The organism is Litorilituus lipolyticus (genome assembly GCF_006439335.1).
GTDB lineage: Bacteria > Pseudomonadota > Gammaproteobacteria > Enterobacterales > Alteromonadaceae > Colwellia > Colwellia lipolytica.
In genome coordinates this window covers 1-18,915 of sequence record NZ_SAWY01000033.1, presented here as the reverse complement: position 1 = coordinate 18,915, position 18,915 = coordinate 1, and the positions used below count along the sequence as shown (strand labels likewise).

Annotated in this window: 29 protein-coding genes; all 29 read right to left on the bottom strand. The window is 36.6% G+C overall.

Annotated features, from left to right (window positions below):
• Positions 1–103 precede the first annotated feature (103 nt).
• Entirely contained in the window at positions 104–1,237 is a 1,134-nt protein-coding gene (gene tyrA / locus EPA86_RS13425) for a bifunctional chorismate mutase/prephenate dehydrogenase (protein WP_140604442.1), read from the bottom strand.
• Between the two features lie 30 nt (positions 1,238–1,267).
• Positions 1,268–2,353, bottom strand: coding sequence for a 3-deoxy-7-phosphoheptulonate synthase (locus EPA86_RS13420; protein WP_140604440.1), 1,086 nt, complete (start codon positions 2,351–2,353; stop codon positions 1,268–1,270).
• 474 nt (positions 2,354–2,827) lie between these two features.
• Entirely contained in the window at positions 2,828–4,774 is a 1,947-nt protein-coding gene (gene acs / locus EPA86_RS13415) for an acetate--CoA ligase (RefSeq protein ID WP_140604438.1), read from the bottom strand.
• Between the two features lie 528 nt (positions 4,775–5,302).
• Positions 5,303–5,713 (bottom strand): VOC family protein, encoded by a 411-nt coding sequence (locus EPA86_RS13410; protein ID WP_140604436.1) that lies wholly within the window; start codon positions 5,711–5,713, stop codon positions 5,303–5,305.
• 39 nt (positions 5,714–5,752) lie between these two features.
• The gene (locus EPA86_RS13405; RefSeq protein WP_140604434.1) at positions 5,753–5,974 is read right to left on the bottom strand and encodes a hypothetical protein; all 222 of its coding nucleotides are present in this window, start codon (positions 5,972–5,974) and stop codon (positions 5,753–5,755) included.
• A gap of 133 nt (positions 5,975–6,107) precedes the next feature.
• On the bottom strand, positions 6,108–6,878 hold the full coding sequence (locus EPA86_RS13400; RefSeq protein WP_140604432.1) for a class I SAM-dependent methyltransferase: 771 nt from the start codon (positions 6,876–6,878) through the stop codon (positions 6,108–6,110).
• Between the two features lie 10 nt (positions 6,879–6,888).
• A complete protein-coding gene (locus EPA86_RS13395) occupies positions 6,889–7,263 on the bottom strand; it encodes a VOC family protein (protein ID WP_140604430.1) in 375 nt (124 codons plus the stop codon).
• A gap of 40 nt (positions 7,264–7,303) precedes the next feature.
• A complete protein-coding gene (locus EPA86_RS13390) occupies positions 7,304–7,582 on the bottom strand; it encodes a putative quinol monooxygenase (RefSeq protein WP_140604428.1) in 279 nt (92 codons plus the stop codon).
• 84 nt (positions 7,583–7,666) lie between these two features.
• Positions 7,667–8,344, bottom strand: a complete 678-nt coding sequence (locus tag EPA86_RS13385) for a DUF2982 domain-containing protein (RefSeq protein ID WP_140604426.1) — start codon at positions 8,342–8,344, stop codon at positions 7,667–7,669.
• A gap of 69 nt (positions 8,345–8,413) precedes the next feature.
• Positions 8,414–8,881 (bottom strand): nuclear transport factor 2 family protein, encoded by a 468-nt coding sequence (locus tag EPA86_RS13380; RefSeq protein ID WP_140604424.1) that lies wholly within the window; start codon positions 8,879–8,881, stop codon positions 8,414–8,416.
• 100 nt (positions 8,882–8,981) lie between these two features.
• Complete coding sequence (locus EPA86_RS13375) at positions 8,982–9,602, bottom strand: hypothetical protein (protein ID WP_140604422.1); 621 nt, start codon at positions 9,600–9,602, stop codon at positions 8,982–8,984.
• A 59-nt stretch (positions 9,603–9,661) separates the two neighbouring features.
• Positions 9,662–10,462, bottom strand: a complete 801-nt coding sequence (locus tag EPA86_RS13370) for an SDR family oxidoreductase (protein WP_140604420.1) — start codon at positions 10,460–10,462, stop codon at positions 9,662–9,664.
• A gap of 47 nt (positions 10,463–10,509) precedes the next feature.
• Entirely contained in the window at positions 10,510–10,941 is a 432-nt protein-coding gene (locus EPA86_RS13365) for a GNAT family N-acetyltransferase (protein ID WP_140604418.1), read from the bottom strand.
• A gap of 25 nt (positions 10,942–10,966) precedes the next feature.
• A complete protein-coding gene (locus tag EPA86_RS13360; RefSeq protein WP_140604417.1) occupies positions 10,967–11,302 on the bottom strand; it encodes an outer membrane protein assembly factor BamB family protein in 336 nt (111 codons plus the stop codon).
• A gap of 12 nt (positions 11,303–11,314) precedes the next feature.
• Positions 11,315–11,830, bottom strand: coding sequence for a hypothetical protein (locus tag EPA86_RS13355; protein ID WP_140604415.1), 516 nt, complete (start codon positions 11,828–11,830; stop codon positions 11,315–11,317).
• Between the two features lie 50 nt (positions 11,831–11,880).
• On the bottom strand, positions 11,881–12,282 hold the full coding sequence (locus tag EPA86_RS13350) for a VanZ family protein (RefSeq protein ID WP_246058398.1): 402 nt from the start codon (positions 12,280–12,282) through the stop codon (positions 11,881–11,883).
• A gap of 62 nt (positions 12,283–12,344) precedes the next feature.
• Complete coding sequence (locus tag EPA86_RS13345; RefSeq protein ID WP_140604413.1) at positions 12,345–12,716, bottom strand: VOC family protein; 372 nt, start codon at positions 12,714–12,716, stop codon at positions 12,345–12,347.
• A gap of 111 nt (positions 12,717–12,827) precedes the next feature.
• A complete protein-coding gene (locus EPA86_RS13340) occupies positions 12,828–13,277 on the bottom strand; it encodes a hypothetical protein (RefSeq protein ID WP_140604411.1) in 450 nt (149 codons plus the stop codon).
• Between the two features lie 182 nt (positions 13,278–13,459).
• Positions 13,460–13,864 (bottom strand): GNAT family N-acetyltransferase, encoded by a 405-nt coding sequence (locus tag EPA86_RS13335; RefSeq protein ID WP_246058396.1) that lies wholly within the window; start codon positions 13,862–13,864, stop codon positions 13,460–13,462.
• A gap of 15 nt (positions 13,865–13,879) precedes the next feature.
• On the bottom strand, positions 13,880–14,326 hold the full coding sequence (locus EPA86_RS13330) for a GNAT family N-acetyltransferase (protein ID WP_140604407.1): 447 nt from the start codon (positions 14,324–14,326) through the stop codon (positions 13,880–13,882).
• 43 nt (positions 14,327–14,369) lie between these two features.
• Entirely contained in the window at positions 14,370–14,717 is a 348-nt protein-coding gene (locus EPA86_RS13325; RefSeq protein ID WP_140604405.1) for a Fis family transcriptional regulator, read from the bottom strand.
• A gap of 18 nt (positions 14,718–14,735) precedes the next feature.
• Positions 14,736–15,185 carry a hypothetical protein gene (locus EPA86_RS13320; RefSeq protein WP_140604403.1) on the bottom strand — a complete coding sequence of 150 codons (450 nt, stop codon included), beginning with the start codon at positions 15,183–15,185 and terminating at the stop codon, positions 14,736–14,738.
• Between the two features lie 43 nt (positions 15,186–15,228).
• On the bottom strand, positions 15,229–15,729 hold the full coding sequence (locus EPA86_RS13315) for a hypothetical protein (RefSeq protein ID WP_140604401.1): 501 nt from the start codon (positions 15,727–15,729) through the stop codon (positions 15,229–15,231).
• A 126-nt stretch (positions 15,730–15,855) separates the two neighbouring features.
• Entirely contained in the window at positions 15,856–16,245 is a 390-nt protein-coding gene (locus EPA86_RS13310; RefSeq protein ID WP_140604399.1) for a hypothetical protein, read from the bottom strand.
• Positions 16,246–16,341: 96 nt separating this feature from the next.
• Entirely contained in the window at positions 16,342–16,596 is a 255-nt protein-coding gene (locus tag EPA86_RS13305; RefSeq protein WP_140604397.1) for a hypothetical protein, read from the bottom strand.
• A gap of 145 nt (positions 16,597–16,741) precedes the next feature.
• On the bottom strand, positions 16,742–17,137 hold the full coding sequence (locus EPA86_RS13300) for a hypothetical protein (RefSeq protein ID WP_140604395.1): 396 nt from the start codon (positions 17,135–17,137) through the stop codon (positions 16,742–16,744).
• Between the two features lie 119 nt (positions 17,138–17,256).
• Positions 17,257–17,481 carry a hypothetical protein gene (locus tag EPA86_RS13295; RefSeq protein ID WP_211664940.1) on the bottom strand — a complete coding sequence of 75 codons (225 nt, stop codon included), beginning with the start codon at positions 17,479–17,481 and terminating at the stop codon, positions 17,257–17,259.
• A 226-nt stretch (positions 17,482–17,707) separates the two neighbouring features.
• Positions 17,708–18,250: a DUF4287 domain-containing protein gene (locus EPA86_RS13290; RefSeq protein ID WP_140604393.1), complete on the bottom strand. Its 543-nt coding sequence runs from the start codon at positions 18,248–18,250 to the stop codon at positions 17,708–17,710.
• 118 nt (positions 18,251–18,368) lie between these two features.
• Positions 18,369–18,809, bottom strand: coding sequence for a hypothetical protein (locus EPA86_RS13285; protein WP_140604391.1), 441 nt, complete (start codon positions 18,807–18,809; stop codon positions 18,369–18,371).
• Between the last annotated feature and the right edge of the window lie 106 nt (positions 18,810–18,915).

Genomic DNA, 18,915 nt, shown 5'->3' with positions numbered 1-18,915 from the left:
AGGCCTCATATGGCCTTAAAATACAAAACGCCTGATGAAATTCATCAGGCGTTTTAGAAAAAAGTGTCAACCTATATCAGGACAACACAACTCAATCTTGTCACTAATGTTTCTTTAGCTCATTGGCTTTCAATAACATTGATTTACTTTCTTGAAGGAAAACGTCGGCATAATCACCAAACCAATCTGATACTTGCTCAAACATATTCACAAAGGCTGATTTATCATCTTGTTCAATATCTTCAAGTAACTCTAGAAAACGATAAGCAAAGCGTTTCATCATGTTGATATTATCTTTATTAGCAAAAATAATATCCGCATATAACACTGGATCCTGTGCGAATAAGCGGCCAACCATAATCAATTCTAAACGGTAAATAGGCGAACTCATATCAACCAGTTTTTCAATATCAGCCCCTTCAGCCATTAAATGGTAGCCGTAGGCGATAGTTGAGAAATGACGCATAACCTGCACCATTGACATTGCTTGATCATGCTCATGTGCTTCAACCGGATATATTTTAGCTCCCCACACTCTAAACTGTTCTAACAACCAATTATACTTGTCAGGATATCGGCCTTCACAGGCTATAATAGTTTGCTTGATAAGACCGGTAACATCAGGACCAAACATAGGGTGTAAACCAATTACAGGACCAGAGTGAGCTTTCATCATTTCAAAGATTGGCGACTCTTTAATACTGGTGATATCAGCTAAAATACAGTCTGTAGGTAGGTTATTTAGATGGTGTATTACCATTGCCGTTAACCGAATAGGTACCGCAACAATAACAACTCCCGCGCCTGCTAATATACGTTCACTATTAGGCCAGTCTTGCTGTTCAATAATCTCCACTGCATAACCAGAGCGTTCAAATAAATCAACAAAGACACTACCTAACTGCCCTTTACCACCAACAATTACCACTTTTTTGCAATCAGGGTTAATGCATTGATAGCCGCTCGCATCTTGGCTTTCATATGAATCACGCATTAAACGTCGTAATACATCTTCAATTAAGTCTGGCGACAACCCCACGTCCATGGCTTGTTTGCGGCGCATACTAAACAGCTTAGCTTCACGTTCAGGGGCATAAATTGGCATTCCAACTTCACTTTTCAATGCCCCTACTTTCGCAGTAACAGTTAAGCGACGACGTAATAATTCTACCAACTGGCTGTCAATATCATCTATCTCATCACGCAAAAGCGTTAATTTTTCGTCAAAGTCTTTCATTGTTACTTTATTTATATCCTAAGATAGTTATTAGTCATTTGTACGTTGCTGTAGCGCATCTGCTACTTTGCTTACCGCATCTTCTAACAATTGCTCTGTGGTTGTAAAGTCTATACAAGCATCAGTTACTGATACACCATAAGTCATATCTGCTCTCGCTAAATCAGCACTTTGGTTTCCTGCCTCTAAGTTACTTTCTAGCATAATACCAATAATTGATTTATTGCCCTCACAAATTTGATTAACTACGTTTTCAGCGACTAAAGGTTGACGTCTATAATCCTTATTTGAATTACCATGGCTACAATCCACAACAATACCCGGCTCTAAACCATGCTTAGCAAGTGCCTCTTCACATTCTGCAACGTTGACTGAATCATAATTAGGTTGAGCACCACCACGTAAAATAACATGACCATCCGGATTACCTGATGTTTTTATTAACGCCACTTGACCTTGGGTGTTAATCCCCATAAAACGGTGTGATGAAGCCGCTGATTGCAAGGCATTAATAGCCACGCCTAAGCTGCCATTAGTACCATTTTTAAAGCCTATTGGCATAGATAAACCACTGGCCATTTCTCTGTGAGTTTGTGACTCAGTTGTACGGGCACCGATGGCAGACCAACTAAATAACTCTGCTAAGTATTGTGGGCTAATAGGGTCAAGTGCCTCTGTTGCAAGCGGCAGTCCTAAATCCGTTAAGTACAATAATAATTCACGGGCATTACGTAATCCGGTTTCAACATCAAATGAGCCATTCATGTGAGGATCATTAATCAAACCTTTCCAACCTACTGTTGTTCGTGGTTTTTCAAAGTAAACACGCATTACAATGTATAAAGAGTCTTGGTACTTATCATGCAGCACTTTTAGTTTACGAGCGTATTCTTTTGCGGCATCAATGTCATGGACTGAACATGGACCACTAATCACAAGTAAACGCGGATCACGTTTATGAATAATGTTTGCAATAACTTTTCGCGAAGACTTCACAAACTCTCTTCCGGCATCAACCAGTGGTAGTTCATCTCTTAACTGTTGTGGGGTAATGAGAACGTGTTCGGCATTAACGTGAATATCATTAAGGGTACTTTTATGAGTTGCATCTGACATGTGCTTTTCCTCTAAACTAACTTTTAACAAGCAAATAAATAGTTATGAAAACAACCTTGTCTCATAACTTAGTTAAAATGCGATAGCTAAATATATGATTTACAGAAATATTGATAGCTAACATTAAGCCGTATTTAAAGGGCTAGCGCTTAACCAAAACCAAAAATCCAAAATCGTAAAGATTTAATTACGCGATTTGTAAGTATATTTTTACACAGTTTTTTCGCTTCGTATAGTGTTTTTGTATAAAATTTCTAAAAAACCGCACAAAAAAGTATAAGCCGTAAATAATTAAGGTTTTTTTAAGAAGTGGTGATGTTTATTCCAGCCACAAATATCATCAATTCAGTTAATAAATAAGGCTATAAAGCCGCTGTTGGCCTTTGGTGGATAGTTAAAATGCAATCGTAGGTAATTTATTTTTGACATAAAAAAAGCGCCTACAGGCGCTTTTATAACTTTTAAAAAGCTTACTTAACCGCCATGAACGATGCGTTGAGAAATTAAATTCTCTACCACACTTGGGTCAGCAAGGGTTGAAGTATCACCTAAGCTATCTACTTCATTTTCAGCAATCTTACGTAAAATACGACGCATGATCTTACCTGAACGTGTTTTAGGTAAACCAGGAGCCCATTGAATGTAATCAGGTTTAGCAAAACGACCTAATTCTTTAGCAACAAACTCTTTCAGTTCGGTATTTAACTCATCTGACTCACTAGCATTACCCATAAGTGTCACGTAACAGTATACACCTTGACCTTTGATTTCATGTGGATAACCAACAACCGCGGCTTCAGCTACCGCAGGGTGTAATACCAATGCGCTTTCAATTTCAGCGGTACCTAAACGGTGACCAGATACATTTAGAACGTCATCAACACGACCAGTGATCCAATAGAAACCATCCTCATCACGTTTCGCACCATCACCAGTAAAGTAGTTACCTGGATATTGACTCAAATAGGTTTGATAGAAACGGTTATGATCACCATAAACTGTACGTAATTGCCCTGGCCAACTAGCAGTCATCACTAACAAACCTTGGTTTTCACCTTCTAAGGTATTACCGTCTTTATCAAATAATGCCGGTTGAACTCCAAAGAATGGTTTACCAGCAGCACCTGGTTTCATATCAACCGCCCCAGGAAGAGATGTAATTAAAATGCCACCTGTTTCAGTTTGCCACCAAGTATCAACAATTGGACAGTTACTCTTACCAACAACTTCATAATACCAATGCCACGCTTCAGGGTTAATTGGTTCACCCACAGTGCCTAACAAACGTAATGATGATAAGTCCGCTTTCTCAACTAATTCATCACCCACACTCATCAATGCACGAATAGCTGTTGGTGCGGTATAGAACACATTAACACTATGCTTTTCACAAACTTGCCAAAAACGACCAGCATCTGGGTACGTTGGTACACCTTCAAACACCAATGTTGTAGCACCGTTGGCTAATGGACCATAAAAGATATAAGAGTGCCCAGTAATCCAACCAGCATCCGCTGTACACCAATATACTTCACCTTCTTTATAATCGAAAACGTACTTGTGCGTCATAGCAGCATAAAGAATATAACCACCACACGTATGAACAACACCTTTTGGTGTGCCTGTTGATCCCGAGGTATATAAAATAAACAGTGGATCTTCAGCATCCATCACTTCGGGTTCACAAACCGCAGATAAATTCTCTACAGCTTCAGAGTAGTTAATATCAACTTTTTCATTCCAAGCAATATCACCACCAGTGCGAGTAACAACAATCACTGAATGTACATTCGGACAATCAGCAATAGCCGCATCAACATTAGACTTTAATGGAATACGCTTACCACCACGAACACTTTCATCCGCCGTAATAACAACTTGGCAATCTGCATCTAAAATACGCGCCTTAATTGATTCTGTAGAGAAACCACCAAAAACAACTGAGTGAATCGCACCAATGCGAGCACAGGCTAGCATAGCGTAACCTACCTCTGGAATCATTGGCATATAGATACACACACGATCACCCTTTTTCACGCCGCGCTCTTTTAATAAGTTGGCGAAACGACATACATGATCATGCAATTCTTGATAAGTGACTTTCAAATCATCACTTGGATCGTCACCTTCAAAAATGATTGCCGTATCATTTGCTTTTGTCGCTAAATGACGGTCAATACAGTTATAACTAACGTTTAACTTACCGCCAGAGAACCAGTTTATTTCTGAGTTCTTCAGATCGACTTTGCTCACTTCATCCCATGGTTGATACCAATCAATGAATTTTTCCGCCTGCTCACCCCAGAACACCTCTGGCTGTTCAATGGATTGCTTATACATGGCATCGTATGTAGCAGCATCTAAATGCGTATGTGCTTTGGCTTTATCTGAAACGGGATAACAAGGTTTAAGTTCGTTCATACTCTTTTCCTTCGGGATATTAACCTGATGTAATAAGTTATTATTGTCGTTGCTAATCACAGCTAGCTTATTAGTGTTAATTAACATACTAGAAAGTTTATTTAGCTTTTCATATACGGCTTTAGTCTTAATTTACGTTTTTACTCTAACTTAATCGTTACAACTGAGTTAGCAAACCTTATAAACAGGTAGCTATTAAGCCATTTGCCATACCTAGTTCTTACATTAATATTCAAGGCAAAAGCTATATTTCACTCACCTTTTAGCATTATATAACTATGAAATTTGCAAATAACATAACATTCACACCACAGAATGACAACGCTGTCAGGTCAGATAATAAAAGCTAAAATAAACTCTAAAGCTATTTTTGTATTTATATATCAACTGTTTTATCACTGTTTCTGTAGAGGAACCATGACTTATTAAGAAATATTTTCTCCTTAATATTCAATAAGATTATACAAGAAAGTGTTATTGCCTTTGAAACGGTAAGGATTTTGTAGTTATCCCTAAACCTGTATTAAGTTAAGAAGTAAGCTGAACCTTTAGTTCAACCGTATTTCCCTGAGGATCATTAATGTATACTGACTTTCCAAACCCTTGAGCGCCATAGCGCTCTTCGAACTTACCAACGTCTATATCATGTAACAACAAGTGACGACTGACCTCTTCGATTGATTCATTAGTTAATTGTAAGCAAAAGTGATCAACATTATTCTCTAGTTTAGTGGGTGAACCGCCACCTAATCGCCCAAGTTCACTATCTATATCAACAAGATCAATTAACGCAGAGCCTGCCCTTAATTGCGTCAACCCGACGGTTTTATCAGTCTGCCTTTCAATTTCACAACCTAAAACATGGCAATAAAAATGTAACATTGCCTGTAAGCAATTAGTTCTTAATACGATGTGGTCAATACCCGAAATAGATAACATATTAATTCCCTTGCATCACTGAAACGATTATATATATCACTATTCTTTACAAGGCTCTACCGACTCATGTATTTCTTGAAGGCCGTGTAACAACTCAGGAATAACTTTAAGTAATTGAATAATACTAAAGACAAGCACACCATGATGAGCAGCAAGGCTAAACTCTCCAAGCCTGTCCCATGTCTCCCAACCCGCAGTTAATAATAAAACTAAGCCACTAAACAAATTCAAGTATGGACTATGGACAACTTTTTTCAGCATAATTGTTCCTTATTCAGACTGAAGCTTATACATGAATCATATGATAAAACATAAAAAAACCAAACTCTAACTCCCTAAACTCATAGGTTATCAAAGTAGTAGATAATATATTAATTTACACCTTACATGATATTTAGAGCTTTACTCCTTTAATGGAATATAGCAATGGTACCTGTTGACCATTCCTCATTAACTGAAAGCCTTTACCGGCAACTTCCTCTAACCCTTCAAAACAATTATATGGGCTGTAGGCAAACTCATTAAAGCTCTCAATACTTATACCCTGACGAATTAAGGCGTTCATCACCTCACTCATTGAGTGTGGCCAAGTGACTACTGTAGATTGTTCATCCGTTGCATTTTCTGTATAAGTAGGCTCTTCTTCTATATCAGGCTCACTTGACGGGAAGTACGCATAGCCACTAAGAACATCATTAAATGGATGAAACTCAACGAGGTTGAATTGCCCCCCATCAACTAAAGCATCAGATACTGTTTTAGCCCATGCGTCTATATCTGCCAACCAACATAAAACCCCATAGGAAGTATAAACAATGTCATATTTTTCGTGATTGTTTTCACCAAATGCTAAAACATCATCACAGATAAAATTTGCTTCAATATTCAATTTCTTTGCTAACAGCTCTGCTTCTTTGATGGCTTCAGATGATAAATCAACACCTGTTACATCAGCCCCTAGTCTTGCCCAAGATAAGGTATCTTGACCAAAATGACATTGAAGATGTAAGAGTCGCATTCCTTTGACATCACCAACTTGAGCCAATTCAACAGCATTCAATGAACAGCCACCCGCTAAAAACTTCTCTACATCATAAAATTTTGAATTAAGATGAATTTTGGTTCGCTTATTCCAAGTGTCTTTGTTTACAGCTAAATAATCCATACTACTCTCTTTAACTTTCTGTGGTGATTTCAGCCATAATGCCAATCAAATTATTATCGGGATCGCGTAAAAAGCCTAACCATAGGTCATGATCAGGCATCTTAGCTGCGAGTTGAGGTTCTCGTTCAAAAACAATACCTCGTGATTTCAACATTACAGTGGTGGCTTCAATATCTTTAACTTGATAATAAATCACTGAAGTATGATGATCACATACTTCACCTTGTAACGTAGTTAACATAAGGCGTATATCACCACATCGAACAAAAGCTAAGTTAGGCGAAGCTTCAAATAAGAACTCTAACGACAAGATATCACAATAAAACCGAATAGCTCTTGGAACATCGGTTACCGCCACGGCTATCTGTCCTATTTTATCAATCATAACTTCCTCCAAATAACTTATATGGTCATTATAAATTACTTTAATCTATTGAGACTTGGTAATGTCTACTCACATTAGCAGTGATTTTTCCCCACGATGATTGCTTAACTCGCATTTGATGATTGTCAAATGCCTGCTTATTAATAAACTCTTCAAAAACATTAAATTTTTGTCTATTTAACTTATCCTGCGTTACAGCAAACGTCAGGCAGCCTGCTTCTGCAATGGTTAACTCTGTATGTATTTTTAATGCTTCAATAACATCTTTTATCTCATCTTCAGGTACTATGATATAGCCTGTTAATGTAACTTTAGCCATGTGGTGACTTTTCCTTTAGTGCTTTATTTCTCAAGAATGATGATGGTGAGCACAGTATTATTGAGCATTGTTTAACTCGCTAACTTAATGATAATTTTTTGCATAAGCTTGGCACTTGTTTAATAGTTGATGAAAATCCGTCAACTCTCTATCCATTGAAGAGTGAGGAATAAACAAATGAAAACCCAATGCCCTATCAAGAGCTCTACAATGATGAATAAATGCAGCTACAGGTCCTTTCAATAGTTGACCATTGCCAAGATGAACTGGCTCAAATGATATTACACCTTGTTCAAAAGGCATTAATTGACATTTAATAGCAAAAGCAATTAGAGGCTTTTGTTCGTGAATAAGCCTATTTGCCAACCTAGGGGATATTTGCGTTACCAGCTCAGAAATATCATTTAATTTCACTCCCAAATAAGGCAACTCTATTTGAGAAACTCCATAAGTTTCTTTCACTAGGCCTAATCGCTTTATTTGCGACCAATTAAGCTGCCACTGTCCATACCTATGATGGTAAGTAATATTTTGTGGAGTAATGGTCAAGCTAAACTTAGGCTCTGATAGTTTAGCTACACCAGTAATCACAACAACTAAAGCAACCAAATAAACAAACATCAATACCAATCGAAGTTCATTCCACCAAACCATACTAATAGCACAATTTATCAGTATCAAAAATAAGCCTAGTGCTACCAAAAAACGTGCATGTTTATTGGTATGAGCTTTAATTTCTAATGAGGGTAATGATTGATTCATTTAAAGTATATCTTCAAATGCTGAGTGTGCAGTTAAACATTTTCACCGAGCAGCAAACATTGGGTAGTTTTACTCATGGTATTTGCGAATAACGGCTACTTTACCATCTTCAATTTCCAAAACTTCCATCATTACTTGGCTATAAGCAATAGCTTGATTGTTTTGTGGATGAATACCTTTTGCATCATTTTTATAGCGAATAGCTACAGCAGATTGATTAAAAGTGAATACATCAAGTAATTCGGCTTGATAATGTGTATGCGCTCCTAAATAAAAAGTCATTCCTTTGCGCATAGCTTGCTTACCATCAGGTAATCTTGCATCATCTGTTTCCCAAGGTAGATGCGAATGTCCAACATCTTCTTTTAGCAAAGCCAAATAAACTTCTAACTCTTTTGCTGTTGCATTAGGTGATTGAGTTGCAACCATTTTTTCAAAATACTCTTGAGCAAATTTATTGAGGTCTATAGTCTTTTCTTTAGCTATACTCATCGCTGAAAAAGCCAGACTTACAAATAAAAAAAGCCACTTTGTCATTATCATTCCTTACAAATTTTTTATATCAAAAACAACCACTTTATATAACGTTTAAATAAAACTACACCTTAACAATGTAAATAAACATGTATACAAATCATCAATCATTATCTAAAGGCGTTACGGTATCAATGCTAGTTAAAAAGATGCTACCATCTTTTAAGGGAAAGCCTTCGATAACTACATCATTATTGGTCACTTCAAAGTCGTAGAAAAACTCATGCACAGGAATACTTTTTGTACCAGAATCTAAAGTAAGCACTCTTTTTCTTGTGTTATATTTTCCGACATATTGCTGTGCTGCAGCACCAGATTTTAGCTGAGTTAACACTTCTTCATAATACGGCGTATTACTTAACAATGAAGTCATGCTGCAACTGCTCAGTGTTAACTCTCCGGCTTTACTTGCAAACACCACATATTTATCGCGTTTTATCGTGGTTGAGCAAGTACAACACACAGGCTTATGAGCCGCACTCAAGCTGGTAATTAAATCAGGTTGTCCTTTAAAAGAAGATAAAACGGCTATATTTCCTTGTACTTTTCCTTCTTGAAAATTCTTAGCATCACTTTCTTTTAAGATTTTTACATCTTTTACCTCAGCAATAAAAACATGTTCAGCTAATTGCCATTTCTCTAACAAGCCATGATATTTACATGAGCAAGCTAAAGCCTCAAATGAAAGTAACAATGCGATAACGCCAAAAAGTAGCTTATTCATTATAATTATTCTTCCTATATCAATGCTTATATTTATTATTCTTATTTAATGATAAATCACTATTTTCGATTTGGCGAAGCAGCACTACCCGCTAAAATACCACCATCAATGGTAAGCTCTATTCCGGTTACGTATTTGGCCTCATCTGAAGCCAAATATAATGCAGCATAAGCAACATCTTTCGCCTCCCCCATAGTACCTATGGGAATATCCGCCGCAATAGCATTAATCGCCTCTTGCTTTGTTTCACCCTCACCTAACATTGCATCCCACAATGGAGTTAATATGGCTCCAGGGTGTAGCGAATTACAGCGAATAGGATAACCTTTTTCAGCACAATAAAGTGCCACAGTTTTTGTGTGGTTCCTAATACTCGCCTTACTTGACGCATAGGCAGACGCCCCAGGAATGCCAACAATGCCTGAGCGAGAAGACAAGTTAACGATGCTCGCCGCTTTAGAATGTTTCATCAATTTAATCGCGGTTTTACAGCCCAAAGCGATGCCATCAGCATTGACTTGATGAACTTTTTTCCAGCTTTCATAATCCAAATTTTCAGGATCATGAGGCCCAGACGTTTCTAAAAACCCTGTAATTCCAGCGTTATTAATTAAAATATCGAGTCGACCATATTTATTTTCAATATATTGTTGTGCTTGTTGCCAGTCTGATTCACTAGATACATCTAAATGAATATAGTCATGCTCTCCTGATAAACCGCTAGCAACCGTGGCACCAAGCTCATCATCAATGTCTGACAATATGACAACAGCCCCTTCCTCACTGAATAATTTTGCAACAGCTTCACCAATCCCTCGAGCTGCTCCAGTCACTAATGCTATTTTATTTGTCACTCTCATACTTGCCTCCTTTATGGTATTCGTTATTATAAATACGCATCACAAGGTTAATTCTCAACTAGTTTTTTTTGTAAACTATAAACACTATGCCCTTTGGGAAAGTCCTTTAGCTGGGCATACACGCTATAGCCGTGCTTTTTATAGAACTCAACACCACTAAAACTAAAGGTATTCAAATAGGCATTTTGACAACCATTTTTGATTGCTTGTTGCTCTAATGCTAATAATAGCTGACCACCAAAACCTTGCTTTCTTAAAGTCTCATTAACCCACAATGTATCAACCCATAGCCAACCATAACTGCCATGACTACCTTTAATACCACCGACAATCTCATTTTGATCATTTCTTATAAAAAAAGTAATTTCTTTTCTATCATCATCACCAATATGTGACGCAGTAAATTGGTTTAATCCATCTTCTAATACTTGCAACTCTTCAGTATCTGGTTGATTGCTATATTGTATTGTAAAGGTCATAGTGCCCCTCTAAATAAATAGTGATTTAACTACTTGATGTAGCAGTGGTTGCAGCAACCGTTGAAGCAGCTACAGCTTGCTGAGCTGCAACTTGATTGGCGATAACAGCAGAGTTTTGCTGCTCACTGGCAATAATGCACGTACCATAGCCAAATCCCTTTAACGGGTTCTCCCAGACTACCTCACCCGTTGCTGCTGTTAAACAAAACAAATGCCCACCTGAGTAGGCAAAAATATTGTCAGCTTCGTAATACACATTAGTAATACTTGAACTTTTAAGTTTAGTTTTCCATAGCTGCTCACCAGTATTCTTACTTAAACAGACCACATGGTTATTGATACCTAAAAATAATTTTTCCATAACATAACTCCTTTACTTAATCGTTTTAGGTTTTTGTTTATTAACATTCATTACTAACTGCCAATCTTGCCACGTAATGTTTCTTCCAGGAAAGGCTAACTGAGTAAAAGGCCAATCATGCTTTAGCCAAGTTAAAACGGTTTGATATAACAACTCTTCTAGCGCTCGACTATCATCCCTTATCCAAAAGTACACTTCGCAGTCGAATGTAGAAGACTGACAAGGGTCAATATATACCGAGCCTAAGCACCGATCTTTTTCATTGTTAAACACTGAGTAGGCAAATGCCTGATTAGCAAGAAACTCCTGCTGGTGTACCTGTAAACTTGCCTTGCTTTGTTGCAATGTCATCGTACTTTCAGGCCAGTCATAATCGGGCCCAAAAATGCCTTGCAAAGATTTTTGACTAGACATGACTGCCTCATAATCTTGCTCGGCAACTTCCTGATTTAGTGGGCGAAAATAAAAATACTTACTTAGATAAGTCTCTGGAGCCATAAACAAATTTGGAACGAATTGGCTATTCATAATGAGACATTCCATTAATATATGAATGAAAAATAGGCTTTATAATGACATTACTCTTCAAGAGATTTTTGAAAGTAAACACTAAGCAAGCTGAAAGTCAAAATCCCAACGAAATCCGCTAATAAATCAAGAGGGTCTAATGTTCTGTTGGGTATAAAAAATTGACTAAGCTCTTCGACAATAACAAAAGTACTCACGAGTACTGACCCTAGATAAAGCTGAGTAAAACCTAATCTCAATGTCTTAAAGTTCAAAGAAAAATTAACCAGCAAGGTTAAAAGGCCAAACAAACAAAAATGCCCTAATTTGTCACCATAAGGAATAGCAGCAACTAACTGGAAAAATACAGTCTGCTGCCCTGTATTGGCTTGATAAATAACCCAAAGGATAAAGCTAAAAAAGCATAAAGCTAAAGCTACATAGCTATATTTATGCATAGAAAAGATTCGCATATTGTGTGGTTAATCCTTTAATTATGATGGCTTAAATATGATGAATATTTTATGGAGAACCTTTATACATGCTGATCAATTAGAATAGCATTACCATCAGGGTCTTTAATTGAAAAACTTGCAGGGCCACTTTCATCAGTAATCGATTCCTGCTCTGTTTCTATGCCTTTAGCCTTAAAATCGGCTAATAATTCTCTAACATCATTAAAAGATTCAAGGGGATTACATTGCTTATCCCAACCGGGATTAAAAGTCATGATGTTGCCTTCAAACATACCTTGAAATAAACCAACAGTATGATCGCCATTTCTCAGAATTAACCAATGCTGAGATTGTTCACCGCCAATGACTTCAAAGCCCAGTTTTTGATAGAAAACTTTTGACGCTTCAATATCTTTAACGGCTAAACTAACCGAAAACGCACCTAACTCCATAACTAACTCCACTTTTAAAATTGATCCAAGAAATAAACCAATAATGACCTGACTCATAAGGTTAAAGTAACATAAAATTATGCGCATACAATAGTATATAGTTTTATCGTATTAGTGCTTACTTTTTGGTGTAAACTCCAATTCAATTATGTCGGGCAAGAAAAGATCGTGAATAAAATCATCCTCATTCACTCGGCTCCATTTTGCCTGTACATCTACCACATTTTTACCATTATAAAAGCCAATCCATTGAACAAAGGTTCCTCCATCTGCTTTTAGTCGGGCACTAAACTTCAACATATCATTTTCATGCACCAATAAATAAGGCGCTGACTCTTGTGAACCTTTAGCTGACCAAATAAGCTTGCCATCAGCAAATGATAAAACACCTTCAACTCCCCAAAAGCCAATAAGTCCTTTAGCTTTAATCGTCCCTTTGAAAGACTTTCCTTCAAGAGATAGCTGTAGTTGTGATTGATTTTTTTCTAGGAGGTTGGAAGATTTTTGAACTGACTGATTTTCAAACGGTAATGAAAAAGGTTGAGCAAAGGATGGTATCATTAATAGCCATAAAACCGTTACCAATAGCTTATTGCGTACTTATAACATTACTTATTACCTCCACTTAGTAGCCTAATAGAAAGGCCTAAACATTATAAGTAAAGAGTAATATGGAACAGAAAACCATTGCGACAAGCAAAACTCTTAATTAGCACAGCAAGCAAACAGCACTCGTTCAATTTTTAAGCATTAACGCAGCGCATCAATTTTATGCCATCGATGTCAGTTGAAAAGCCAAAGCGCCTGTAGAAAGACTCCATTTCAGGTAAGCAGTATAATTCAAAATGCTTGACGTTTCGTAGCTGTTCATGACTTTTGACTAAACTCATTAACTGTTGACCTAGCCCTTGGGTACGATAATTTTCGCTGACAATAACATCAAAAATAATAGCTTTATAAATAAAATCGCTAATAACTCGAGTGAAGGCAATTAAACGACCTTTTTCATTAAGTATGCCTATACACACTTGCGAGCCTTGAATACAACGTTTCGTATCTTCAAAAGTACGCTCTTTCCCCCACCACACTTCTTGATACAGTTGGTGAACCTGTTTGATTTGCTCATCCGAAAACTTATAAATGATCATCAATATCACTTTACACTAAAGGTGTAACTCCATATCAATTCTATGCATATTTGCTCCCCAACCATGAGGTATTTCACGAATAACACGAGCACCATATTTTGCAAAGAACGGGGCAGATAAATGACTTGCGGCAATTTTAATATGCTGTAATTCATCTTTTTTAGCTGCCTGAATCGCTCTGTCTATAAAGCGAGATCCAATACCCAAACCTTGTGACTTAGATGAGATTAAAATCCAGTTAATATGTTTATACTCTTCGACATCGCCTATTAAGCCAAAAGCACCTATAACTGTGTCACCAACTAAACAAACCTCATACCCCACAGGGTTACTATCAAGAAACGCGGCATAATCATTGCGTTCATTCGGTGCAAAAAATTCGGGGCAATTGTCATCAAATAGCGCTAAACAATCGTCTTTATAGCTCGGTAAATACGCTTTAAAAATTAACTTATCTGACATTTTAAACCACTCTCAAATTCTTAAAAGACAATGTACTAAACGGTTAAACACTGGCAAGCCTAGTCGCCCAATTACCATTATGTTGCATAAGACAAGCCTCTTCAGTGTCATAGGAGACATGCTTATTAATAGGCTTAAGCTTAATATTCAAACGGTTAAGTTCACTTTGTATTAGCGAAACTAAATGCTGTTGCTGCTTTGAAACTAAATAACTGTCAAGGTGTTCCTTAGAATCAAAAACACAAACTACCTGTAAACTTTGTGGAAAATTGGAATAATTAACCAAATGGGTTAACCATTGAAATCCTTTTACTTTTTTCAAAGCTACCTCACATACATGGGTTAATACCACACAAAGTTCCTTATCTATTTTTTTATCTGATTTACGCATAGTTCATAATTCAACTTGTTATGACTCAGTCACTTTTTCATTTAAGAATGCCCAACATTGAACAGTTCCCACAAAATACATCAAACCAATAAACAGACAAATGCCTGAGCTTATCAACCAGAACGTTAAACTGTTTTCAGGAAACATTGGCATAATAGCAACAAAAGCAATACCACGAATAATGTAAATAAGAGAAATAACAACAAGACCAAGTTTTAACAATGGCAGCCTAGGAATGACTCTTGAGCCAGAAAAGCCATAAAGTGACCAAATAATTAACATGAGTGAAATCACTGATGTGACCACTACAGGGTACCAATGCCCTTCTTGCGCCATCATAGCCATTTGTTCTCCAGCACCAAAAAAACGGTACCACTCAGCGCCAAAAAGAATGCAACCCAAATGAGCAATAGCAGCTATGGCGCTACAAATAGCGCCAATGAGTAGAAAGCGGTTATGTTTATGCATAATACCTCAATGTGTTTTTTCTAAACTAAATCAAAGCCTAACACTACTTAACACGAACTAATTGTAATGCTGAATGTTCTTCATCGTCAGAACTAACATAGGACTCTTTTCTAAGAATTGAGTTTGTCTTTTTTGAAAACTCAAAACCTAGTGAGTGTTGGTGAGAATCAGCTAAATCACTCAAATTAGTGGCGTCAAAAAATTTGAAACGTAAATCATCAATGGTTGATTCTTTTGCCAATTTCATTCTTGGTTGATTTCCCTGAGGGCAATAGTGGGTTGCCATCAAACCTTCATTATCTAAATGATACATAGTAAAGGAGTGTTTTCTACCCTTACGCAGCCACGTTTCAACCAAAACAGAACCATTTGCTGTTAATTCAAATGACACTGAGAAATTAGGGCTCTTTCCATTTTCCTTTTTCCAAACGCCAACTAAGGACTTCATTTCATTAAATGCTTCAGACACATTAACTTGTGTATTTGCATAAGCCTCTATAGACACTAATAAATACAATGATAAAAGCATGCTTAACAATTTCATTTCAACTCCAGTATTTTTATAAAAATATATCGCCATCATTAAAAGGCAAAATATTATTGGCTAAAGTACACCCGAAGAACGGACAACAAAGTTTTATTTTTAGGATAGCTCGATTAGGTGAAGGCTCTATTTATTTAGTTCGACTAACAATGCCTTACCACCAAAGCCATGCTTGTTGCATTTGGCGCGCACAACTACTTTAGTAATTTCTGATGGGATTTTTATATTACAACGACTGCGAGTAAAGGGCTGCTCATTATCGTGAGGATGACCAAGTATGCGGTGCCCGAGTTGATTTCCTTGTAAATCGAGAACTTCCCATCTGTCAGCATAATGCTCCCAGCCTTGGTCATTGTGACGAACTGAAGTGTCAAAACACCAAGTACCGTTCGCTCTTTTGCTTACTTCAACCTGAGTTACCTGAGCAAACTCTATAGACGACGAATAGTTATCTATATTAAATTCTGATGAAAATACTGGTGAGGTAAAAAGTAATATTATTAACCAAATTATCATGTAAACTCCATTTCACTTAAGCCTCATCATGAGGCAAAATTATCTTTGTTATCATCATAGAGGAACGAACCCGTAAGCAACATCCCTATTGTGTTACTAATTAAGTTTTACTATTTTCAATGCGTTAAATAATGGTTTGCATATAAAAGACATTATTAAAAACAACGTCACTGTAAATAAGCCAAACCTTAATAAATCATCTAATGGGTAAAAAAGTGAGCTTTCATTAGGTGTCATGATCTTTACAAATGCAATAATACCAAGCGCTAATACTGTAACAGAGATAAACATCTCTAAAACCTTATTTAATGGCTCATCAAACCTATTAGTACATTGTTCAACTTTACTCATAAGACAATTCTCATTTTTATCTGTAATACCCTTTATTTGAAGGACAGATTAACTCTAAGCTTAATTCAATTTATTAGTACAAAACTAAGCTAAGCTACATTTGACACCTGCGCGTTTAATTGGTTATCAGGTAGTTTATTAAAAACTATAAATCAGCTACCAAATAAACATCTAATTCAATTGTTTCATACCCACATTCTATCTCAATAGGTAAAACAGCGCTAAATTCTTGATTAATAAAACCTGCTTTCTCAATAAGAACGTCATACTCAATAAGGTTATAACCACCTTCCAAACTGAATTGCTCTTCACAATTCCCCTGTGCTGAACCGTAAATAGATTCATGGTGTTCAGGATTATCAACCGTCAAAATTGCATCGCACACATTAAGAGGAAGTTGGTTAACATCGAAAAGGTATACCCGAACAGCAGGTATGATTACTGGCTCTATTACCGTGAGACACTCAAAAACCTCTTCTTTATTTTCATCGCAAGAAATAAGAAAAAATACGGATAATATTAAAATAGTTAATCTATTCATCAAGCTCTCCTTGTTATATTCCCTCTATACAAAAGAGTTTACAGTCTGACTAAAAGCTCAAGTGCAATAAAGGGATCCAAACTCTTGATCACAGCTTAAACGAAACTTTAACGCAGTTGTTATGGTTTGACCGCTGTATATTCAACGACACCTTTTCTCCGAAAGTATACTGCCACACAACATGCAAAAACAGCGATAACAGCTCCAAACTCATCAATAAACCAACTTGAATCTGCATTTTGCACGGTAATGAGAGTAAATAGTTTATGTATAAAAATATAAGAACTTGCTTGGTAAATTACCGCGAACCATAAACTGCCTATTTTTAAGCGCAAGTATGCCATAGTTACGCCAGTTGAAGTTAGAAAAAGGTAAAGATAAATAGCAAATAAAACAACGGCATAACATCATACCGTACAACCCCTTAATGATAAGTGGCAATACCTTACAGACCAAATAAACCGCTAACTACTGCCCCCGTTAAGTGGTAAGTATTATGTTGGTTAAACTAAGCTAATTAGCAGTAAAAGCCAATATTTTTGTCATTATGTATTCGTTTTTATGCTCTGATTAGACAGAGTTTTCATAAGCTTTTGACAACCATCTAATCACTTCATTATCAACATCAGATAAATTGTGCAGCTGTACTCTATGGGTACACATTGCACCAAATGGTCCCGAACTCTCTAAGCTCCCTTGTACTTCTATACCTTTAAGTTTTAAACCTAAATCTATTCTCTTTTTAGTGGCAGGTTTAATTAAAGCAAATTGGTTCTTTCTAATTAAACTTACACTTCCCTTTTTGGGGGCTATTACTACATCTTCACCGAAATTTTTCACAATAGAAAGGAGCAATTCATAAATAGGTTTCAGTGACTCTTTGCCAGTATATTGGTTTAAAACTAAATCTTCAGGCGAGTCATTTTTCTCTTTGAATAAAGTGACTATGGTATTTGCAAACCCATGCGTCACTCCATACTCTGTTTTCAAACACTTTACAGCCACCGAATGTTTTTCGATCTTTTCTTTCTTTAATATTTCAAACCATTCTTCTAATTTTTTACCTGTTTTCTCAGGGATATTTTCAATCATCGTTTGCAGTGCTTTGTCCATATAATCCACCTCTTGATTCAAAATATAACGCCCACAAAATAGGCAAATAGTAGTTAATTAAAATAAACAGCGCAGTAGCAAACAGCCAGATATTAACAGTATCATGCTTAATGCGCTGTTAGCCTGAGATTATTGAGTAATCTATCTGTCTATATGTTTTACCATTGATTTTTGCATAAATAATGTAATCTCCTAGGGTATATTTATCGTAACTTGAAATTATAAACTCTACGTAAGTACCGTCATTTGACTCTACTACAGTCCATTCTGGACTGTGCTCAATTAATTGGTAATTTGCTTCGTACAATGTAGGAGTAGCTTTTATAATATGATAGCCCAGTTTGAAAGGTTCTTTCGTCAGATTCTCTACTCTTAGTCCAAATTTCGGTAAATTAGCACCTTTTTGTAATAGAATTCTTTTGGTTGGGTTTAAGGTATGTTTACCGTCAGTTGTAGTTTGAATTGTCCCAAATTTCACAACAAAATCTCCGCCATATTTTGACGTAGAAACACATCCGCTTATTATTACAATAAAAAATAGCGTAATTAAATATTTCATCAATACTCCTGAAGCCTAACGAATGATATGGACTCCCCACTCGGCATCTATCGCTAGCGAATGTGCCATAGTGAAGTTGATAAGAAGCTTCAATTGAGGAGAGTCC

Coding starts and splice junctions, on each gene's coding strand:
- tyrA (WP_140604442.1), bottom strand. CDS start 1,237: ATGAAAGACTTTGACGAAAAATTAACGCTTTTGCGTGATGAGATAGAT.
- EPA86_RS13420 (WP_140604440.1), bottom strand. CDS start 2,353: ATGTCAGATGCAACTCATAAAAGTACCCTTAATGATATTCACGTTAAT.
- acs (WP_140604438.1), bottom strand. CDS start 4,774: ATGAACGAACTTAAACCTTGTTATCCCGTTTCAGATAAAGCCAAAGCA.
- EPA86_RS13410 (WP_140604436.1), bottom strand. CDS start 5,713: ATGTTATCTATTTCGGGTATTGACCACATCGTATTAAGAACTAATTGC.
- EPA86_RS13405 (WP_140604434.1), bottom strand. CDS start 5,974: ATGCTGAAAAAAGTTGTCCATAGTCCATACTTGAATTTGTTTAGTGGC.
- EPA86_RS13400 (WP_140604432.1), bottom strand. CDS start 6,878: ATGGATTATTTAGCTGTAAACAAAGACACTTGGAATAAGCGAACCAAA.
- EPA86_RS13395 (WP_140604430.1), bottom strand. CDS start 7,263: ATGATTGATAAAATAGGACAGATAGCCGTGGCGGTAACCGATGTTCCA.
- EPA86_RS13390 (WP_140604428.1), bottom strand. CDS start 7,582: ATGGCTAAAGTTACATTAACAGGCTATATCATAGTACCTGAAGATGAG.
- EPA86_RS13385 (WP_140604426.1), bottom strand. CDS start 8,344: ATGAATCAATCATTACCCTCATTAGAAATTAAAGCTCATACCAATAAA.
- EPA86_RS13380 (WP_140604424.1), bottom strand. CDS start 8,881: ATGACAAAGTGGCTTTTTTTATTTGTAAGTCTGGCTTTTTCAGCGATG.
- EPA86_RS13375 (WP_140604422.1), bottom strand. CDS start 9,602: ATGAATAAGCTACTTTTTGGCGTTATCGCATTGTTACTTTCATTTGAG.
- EPA86_RS13370 (WP_140604420.1), bottom strand. CDS start 10,462: ATGAGAGTGACAAATAAAATAGCATTAGTGACTGGAGCAGCTCGAGGG.
- EPA86_RS13365 (WP_140604418.1), bottom strand. CDS start 10,941: ATGACCTTTACAATACAATATAGCAATCAACCAGATACTGAAGAGTTG.
- EPA86_RS13360 (WP_140604417.1), bottom strand. CDS start 11,302: ATGGAAAAATTATTTTTAGGTATCAATAACCATGTGGTCTGTTTAAGT.
- EPA86_RS13355 (WP_140604415.1), bottom strand. CDS start 11,830: ATGAATAGCCAATTCGTTCCAAATTTGTTTATGGCTCCAGAGACTTAT.
- EPA86_RS13350 (WP_246058398.1), bottom strand. CDS start 12,282: ATGCGAATCTTTTCTATGCATAAATATAGCTATGTAGCTTTAGCTTTA.
- EPA86_RS13345 (WP_140604413.1), bottom strand. CDS start 12,716: ATGGAGTTAGGTGCGTTTTCGGTTAGTTTAGCCGTTAAAGATATTGAA.
- EPA86_RS13340 (WP_140604411.1), bottom strand. CDS start 13,277: ATGATACCATCCTTTGCTCAACCTTTTTCATTACCGTTTGAAAATCAG.
- EPA86_RS13335 (WP_246058396.1), bottom strand. CDS start 13,864: ATGATCATTTATAAGTTTTCGGATGAGCAAATCAAACAGGTTCACCAA.
- EPA86_RS13330 (WP_140604407.1), bottom strand. CDS start 14,326: ATGTCAGATAAGTTAATTTTTAAAGCGTATTTACCGAGCTATAAAGAC.
- EPA86_RS13325 (WP_140604405.1), bottom strand. CDS start 14,717: ATGCGTAAATCAGATAAAAAAATAGATAAGGAACTTTGTGTGGTATTA.
- EPA86_RS13320 (WP_140604403.1), bottom strand. CDS start 15,185: ATGCATAAACATAACCGCTTTCTACTCATTGGCGCTATTTGTAGCGCC.
- EPA86_RS13315 (WP_140604401.1), bottom strand. CDS start 15,729: ATGAAATTGTTAAGCATGCTTTTATCATTGTATTTATTAGTGTCTATA.
- EPA86_RS13310 (WP_140604399.1), bottom strand. CDS start 16,245: ATGATAATTTGGTTAATAATATTACTTTTTACCTCACCAGTATTTTCA.
- EPA86_RS13305 (WP_140604397.1), bottom strand. CDS start 16,596: ATGAGTAAAGTTGAACAATGTACTAATAGGTTTGATGAGCCATTAAAT.
- EPA86_RS13300 (WP_140604395.1), bottom strand. CDS start 17,137: ATGAATAGATTAACTATTTTAATATTATCCGTATTTTTTCTTATTTCT.
- EPA86_RS13295 (WP_211664940.1), bottom strand. CDS start 17,481: ATGGCATACTTGCGCTTAAAAATAGGCAGTTTATGGTTCGCGGTAATT.
- EPA86_RS13290 (WP_140604393.1), bottom strand. CDS start 18,250: ATGGACAAAGCACTGCAAACGATGATTGAAAATATCCCTGAGAAAACA.
- EPA86_RS13285 (WP_140604391.1), bottom strand. CDS start 18,809: ATGAAATATTTAATTACGCTATTTTTTATTGTAATAATAAGCGGATGT.